Annotated in this window: 4 protein-coding genes and 1 pseudogene; 1 reads left to right on the top strand and 4 read right to left on the bottom strand. The window is 36.4% G+C overall.

Going from position 1 to position 5,478, the window contains the following annotated elements:
- Positions 1 to 130, bottom strand: a pseudogene (locus RHTP_RS09020) (IS982 family transposase); the annotation flags it as partial.
- Positions 131 to 658: 528 nt separating this feature from the next.
- On the opposite strand from RHTP_RS09020, the gene RHTP_RS07560 reads away from it, so the two are divergent.
- Positions 659 to 988, top strand: a complete 330-nt coding sequence (locus tag RHTP_RS07560; protein WP_138107516.1) for a hypothetical protein — start codon at positions 659 to 661, stop codon at positions 986 to 988.
- A 389-nt stretch (positions 989 to 1,377) separates the two neighbouring features.
- On the opposite strand, the gene RHTP_RS07555 is transcribed toward RHTP_RS07560, so the two are convergent.
- The 3 genes from RHTP_RS07555 to RHTP_RS07545 all read right to left on the bottom strand — a co-directional run bounded on the left by RHTP_RS07555 (position 1,378) and on the right by RHTP_RS07545 (position 4,864).
- Positions 1,378 to 2,313, bottom strand: a complete 936-nt coding sequence (locus RHTP_RS07555; RefSeq protein ID WP_138107515.1) for a hypothetical protein — start codon at positions 2,311 to 2,313, stop codon at positions 1,378 to 1,380.
- A gap of 12 nt (positions 2,314 to 2,325) precedes the next feature.
- The gene (locus RHTP_RS07550; RefSeq protein ID WP_138107514.1) at positions 2,326 to 3,927 is read right to left on the bottom strand and encodes a hypothetical protein; all 1,602 of its coding nucleotides are present in this window, start codon (positions 3,925 to 3,927) and stop codon (positions 2,326 to 2,328) included.
- A 616-nt stretch (positions 3,928 to 4,543) separates the two neighbouring features.
- Positions 4,544 to 4,864 carry a helix-turn-helix domain-containing transcriptional regulator gene (locus tag RHTP_RS07545; protein WP_138107513.1) on the bottom strand — a complete coding sequence of 107 codons (321 nt, stop codon included), beginning with the start codon at positions 4,862 to 4,864 and terminating at the stop codon, positions 4,544 to 4,546.
- Positions 4,865 to 5,478: the final 614 nt, after the last annotated feature.

Here is a 5,478-nt window from a genome sequence, read left to right as displayed (position 1 = left end):
CAGGAATAGACATTTCTGCTTTAGGTCCTCTTAGAGATTTGCCTTTGGTAATTAAATGTTGCTCCCATTGCTTGTTGAAATCCTTCCAAAAATCATCCACAGAGCAGTATAATTCAATAAGCGTTTCCATTTTTGACCTCTTTTGTTGTTGTTTTTTCTCAAACGAAACTTGCACAACATTAAGAGGTCTTTTTTACACTGTTTTTTTGTCTTATCTTTCCTATTCTTAGTTAATTAAACTCAACATTGGGGTTATAGAACTAAGCTCTTTGTTGGTATTGTCGAATATGGTCCAACGGTCGGCGAACCTAAATGGCACTATTACCCTTAATGCAAAAGCTTGTTGCAATCAATTTAAAGCCGCAGATAACTGCAGTTTTGATTAAAGCGATTTTTAGAATACAGAGAAAGATTGCACAGGTTTTCCTAATAAGCTGCGTTTCTTCCAAAAACGAAAGAATAAAGCAATTTGCTTGGTGCAATTTTTTAGAAAGAAATGTACTTAAAAAACATGCTTATAAATACTCAAGAGAACTAAATGTTACTCGACTTTAATGAATTAAATACTATATAATTAAAGCTCACTTTATATCAAAAGTAGTCTTTTTAGACTATTATGAGAAGGTGCTTCAAGAAAAATTAAACACGGAGATGAATCATGGCTTTTCCTATTGAAAATGGAAGAAACTTAGCAGGGGTTAACTGGGCTAGAAATCCTAGACAGCAAGAACAAATAAATTTTACAAAGAATGTAACTGATTATGCCTTGACAAAGGTTCAAGAGACAGTAACTCCAAAAGTAGAACAAGCCGTTGCAAATAAATGCCCACAGGTTCCAAGGCAAACAGTGCAAGCCGTTGTTGGTTTTACTGCAACTCAAGTAAAAGACAAAACTCAAAACGTTGCAAACAAAGTAATTGAATCAAACTGGTGCTATGGGAGCGAAGATTCCTGTATTTCACGTACAGTAAATCGCAGATTTAAATAAACTGTATTCGGGGTCTGTTATAGACCCCGTGGTCTTTAATGCATAATAACTGTACTATTCAGTCTGACACTTATATAAAAAAATTTTTATCAATAGACATTTGATCTATCATCTTCTGAATATTTTCCTTAGGTCTGGTCCATACTCGAAAAACCCTTAAGGAAGCACCCTATGAACAGGGCACGAGGTTTGTGAATTTTTTTTAATTTGACGACATTGGGCATTCACTCCTCCTTTGGTTTCTTTTTTCCTTAAAAATACCATAGGATTTGTGACCATCTTCTGACCACTTTAAATTTTAATCTATTTGTCACACTTCCGTGTTGAATGGGCCAGCATTCATGTTAACTTGAGCTGCAATCTTTGGGAATATGGCCTAAATTAGACGCTTACTCCCACTGCGTATATTTGAACTTTTCTTCTTTTGGTAACTTAACAGGTTCGTATTCAGATCCAGGTAGGTCTGTTGATAACTCTTCTGAACAGGTTATTACATCTTCTTTTCGTGCTATTTCATAAAGTCTTCCCCATTTATATTGATGATTCATCCAAAAAATCACTTTCATAACCAATCTACATACTGTCGTGAATCTGTTAGCTTGATCACAATTGTCTATATCTTTCTCGTATATAAGAAAAATCTTCCTACAAAACAAAAGAACACTTTTCTTTTCATCCGTGTTAAATCCTATGCCATTTTGCTTCATTTTCTCTCTAATTTTTATAGCTTTTTCTGCCATAGAACCGATTCTAATCATTCCGGTATAGATCGCTTCTTGATTAGCGGATGGAGGAATTCTTTTATCATAAGCATATTGAAATCCCCACCAAGTAAGGCCCGCATCTAGATGCTCAGTAGCAGCTAATAGTTCCTGATAGTTTTGGGCTTTATCTATTGCCGTTGTTAACTTTATCGATAAAGGTTGTTGTAACTGTTTTTCATAAGAAAGCCATTTAGAGTGATGATTGACCCAGAAAATCATACTCATGACAAGTCTATATATAGTCGTTAATGTATCTGCTTGTTCACAATTAGCTCTATCTTCTCTATATAAACGAGAAACCTCCTTAGATAACAAAGTAACAGCATTCTTTTCTTCTGGAGTGAACTTGATGACATTTTGCTCTATTCTTTGTCTAATCTTCATGACTTTCTCTGCGACAGCACCAATGGGAATCGTGCCCTGATGCATCGATGCTTGATCGATAATAGCAGCGTATTGACAGCCCCAAGAAGAAAGTCCTGCATGAAGCTTTTTAGCGATAGGCAATAGTTCTTGATAGGTTTGAATATTATGTAATGCAGTTTGCAAACTTATAGTCATATTTTTTTACTCTTATTGGTTATCTTGTTCTCTATTATATGTGTAAGCAAGTCGGATTAGAGCAGGCAAGGCAACCTCTCTAATCAAATTAAGATTTGACACTGAAGGAAAAAGAGATTGTAGCAGCGCATGCATTCCTACATGCCCTCCAACCCATAAAGCAGCCAAACTTGCTTCTTGGGTTACTGCTTTAATCCTAGATCCCACATAGAGAACGGGTGTTGGTAAAACAATATTGCTAAGTAAACCTCTTTGCGGTACAGGCATTTGTACCTCTGTTAAGGATAAATTCCTACGAGAATATTCTATACAATTATAGAATGCTTGCATTCTTCCTTCCATGCCCATAACATAACGGACAACCTCTCTTTGACGAAGAATTTCTTCTATTTCCAATGGTCGGTTTTCTTGCAGTACTCTTACAAATGCAGCCCACAGTTCTCCTAATCTACCAGCATCAAGTCTAAAAAACACCATTGGATCTTCATTTCTTTGAGCAATAATTTCTCTATAGATTTGATCTATCATCTTCTGAATATTTTCCTTAGGTCTGGTCCATGTTTCACTTTTTGAAACTTTTTCTGCCCAATCTATTAGCTTTTTTCGAGGGACCTCAGAAAAAATAATATCGGCCTTCCCTTCTGATGTTTTTGTAAGGTGCGCACTTCTAATAAAATATCCTTCTTCTTCGACCGTCTCAATCACAAGCGATGCATGTCCCATCCAGGTACAAGGACACTCATTGCTATTATCGGCATTCATTAAGGTGACACACCAATGATTCATATCTAAAAGAAGCTTTTCATCTAAGACACTCTTTTGGTCTATTACCTTTTCCTTAAATTTGACATAACAGCTTTTCTCTCCACTTTGTTCTTTTCTAGGATAAACATGAGGATACCTTTCTTTTATCCACTCTATTCCTTCTGATAAGGATAATTCACCTGGAATTGAAAATTTTTTTACAATAGCATTCCCTGCATATGTTGTTTTATACCATATTTCTTCACCTACACGAAAAAGAGTAACAGGATTTTCATATTTTACTTCCCAAGTGTGCAGCTCTTCTTGGTTCTCTATAAATGCAACAGAGTTATCTTCGTGAAGGATCGGATACATTTCTAATAAGCGATTAATTGCTTCTTCTGGGGTAAGCCAATCAGGCGGATTGATCTGGCTTATGATGGTTTCTTTATCGTTTATAATGTAACACTCAAGTTGATCGTTACTGCGGGTAAGATGAGCTTTACGACCATCCTTTAAATGCCAAGTATGGATTTCTTTTCCATATTCTATGAATTCAACACAATTGCTTTCTGAGAGGCTAGGGCATAATTCCAATAAAAAGTGAATTGCTTGTTCCTGGGTAAAGGAAGCAGGAGGATCAATATCATTTATAGTAATAGCACCATTGTTAGTTATAAAATGGCATTCAAGTTTACCATTATTGCATATGAGATGTGCCTTATCCCCGTTTACTAAGTTCCAGGTGTGAACTGTGCTCTCCTTTGGAGCTTCTTGTTGTATTGGTACCTGAATCTTTGCTGCTTTTGCAGGTGCCTCTGTTTGTGGATATAAATTATAAAAGCTGCTGAAAATCCTAGAAATTGTCATTTATACCTCCTTGATTCCTTATTAAAAGAGAGCTCATGCTTATTAAAGCAATAAAAAGATATTACATAATGGCAAAGAAGTATTTTAACATAAAGTGAAAAAAATCTATAAATGTTCTTCACATAACTTGCAAGAGGGTGTTTGCTTAAGCAAGGGATTATTTTTGAAGCTCAGATAAAAGATCTTTATCTTTTTCTTAAAACCAGAGAATCTTTCAGCCTAAAGAGAAAAACTAGCTTCACACCTGCGGTGCAATGACGGTGCAACGTTTTACCAATTTATCCATTACCAACCATTAAAAACCGGTAGCATTTTTCTCTCACCTTACTTATTATACTACCCGTAGCGATTGGATAGTGCTGATTGTTATTGACTTCCCGCGCCCTCATAACCCGCCGGTCGCAGGTTCAAGTCCTACTTGCCCCACTTTTTTAAATTGCTCTCATAACTATGTTTTGAAGGCATTTATGTTAAGTTGAGACTTGATAGAGAATAGCTACTTAAGTAGCGTGAACCATTCTTGGACCACTACTGCACAAACGATCGCGAATGAGTACGACAGATCACACATTAAATGACTAAGCGAAGAGGAGCACTTTCTATTTATTAGCCCTGCTTAAATGCAGGCATGAACTAATTTAGCCAGCGTTTTCACCGTGGGGTTCTTACTTTTCAAGGTATGATACATCGTTGATCTGGCCATATCATTTTCCTTGGCAATCTGCGTCTTATTCACAGCTTCCAGATAAATACGGATCACTTCAATTACGCCCTCAGAATCCCCATTCTTGAGGCACTCCCAAATAGCGCGTCCAATCAACTCTTCATCCAATAGCTCTTCCCTTGGATTACTTTGTCGAAGCCCAGTACCTTTTTTCAGTTTCATTTTTGTTTCCTCCCAGTAAAAGTATAATCTGCTTTTCTGGAATCTCGGCATAGTAAACACGTCTGCCGTTCTTCCACCTCAGCTCACAGACTTCATCACTCAATTCCTTGTGATCCCCGAAATGCCCCTCAATCCTGGATATTGGCTATTCTAGAGCGGACCTGCACTTGACTCTTAGCTGGTTCTTCATCCAGCCATTTGTCGTAATCTGGGGTATTATAGATCGTATAAGCTTTTTCTTTCATTGTATGATATATTGGACGTTTTGTCAATTGAATAATTGTTATTCACTGTCTATCAAATCTACAACCTCTACAGATTCCACACCTGGTGGATCATCTACAAAAGAGATGATACTTTTTGAACAGTTCAATAAGCTTTTCCATTTCTGACCTCTTTTATTGTTATTTTTTGACAAACGAAACTTGTACAACATAAAGAGGTCTTTCTGCTTTTTCTGTCTTATCTTTCCTATTCTTAGTTAATTAAACTCAACACTGAGGTTAAAGGCTCTGTACAGGACATTTTTTTTAAACCACTCTTAAAACACACCTACAACGTGTTTTTTTTCTTAGTAAGAGCTTCAGGTACTCTAAAAGCTCTTTTAATCTATCTAAAGGCTGAGATAAGCATCTCTTTAGTCTTTCAAAGCCTACTCTAAAAAT

The sequence above is a fragment of the Candidatus Rhabdochlamydia sp. T3358 genome (assembly GCF_901000775.1).
Taxonomy (GTDB): Bacteria; Chlamydiota; Chlamydiia; order Chlamydiales; family Rhabdochlamydiaceae; genus Rhabdochlamydia.
The sequence above is the reverse complement of the archived record's forward strand: the minus strand, read 5'-3'. Positions and strand labels throughout refer to the sequence as shown.

What these genes read in the sequence shown, in the direction of transcription:
- RHTP_RS07560 (WP_138107516.1), top strand. Translation starts at nt 659, where the DNA reads ATGGCTTTTCCTATTGAAAATGGAAGAAACTTAGCAGGGGTTAACTGG.
- RHTP_RS07550 (WP_138107514.1), bottom strand. Translation starts at nt 3,927, where the DNA reads ATGACAATTTCTAGGATTTTCAGCAGCTTTTATAATTTATATCCACAA.
- RHTP_RS07555 (WP_138107515.1), bottom strand. Translation starts at nt 2,313, where the DNA reads ATGACTATAAGTTTGCAAACTGCATTACATAATATTCAAACCTATCAA.
- RHTP_RS07545 (WP_138107513.1), bottom strand. Translation starts at nt 4,864, where the DNA reads ATGCCGAGATTCCAGAAAAGCAGATTATACTTTTACTGGGAGGAAACA.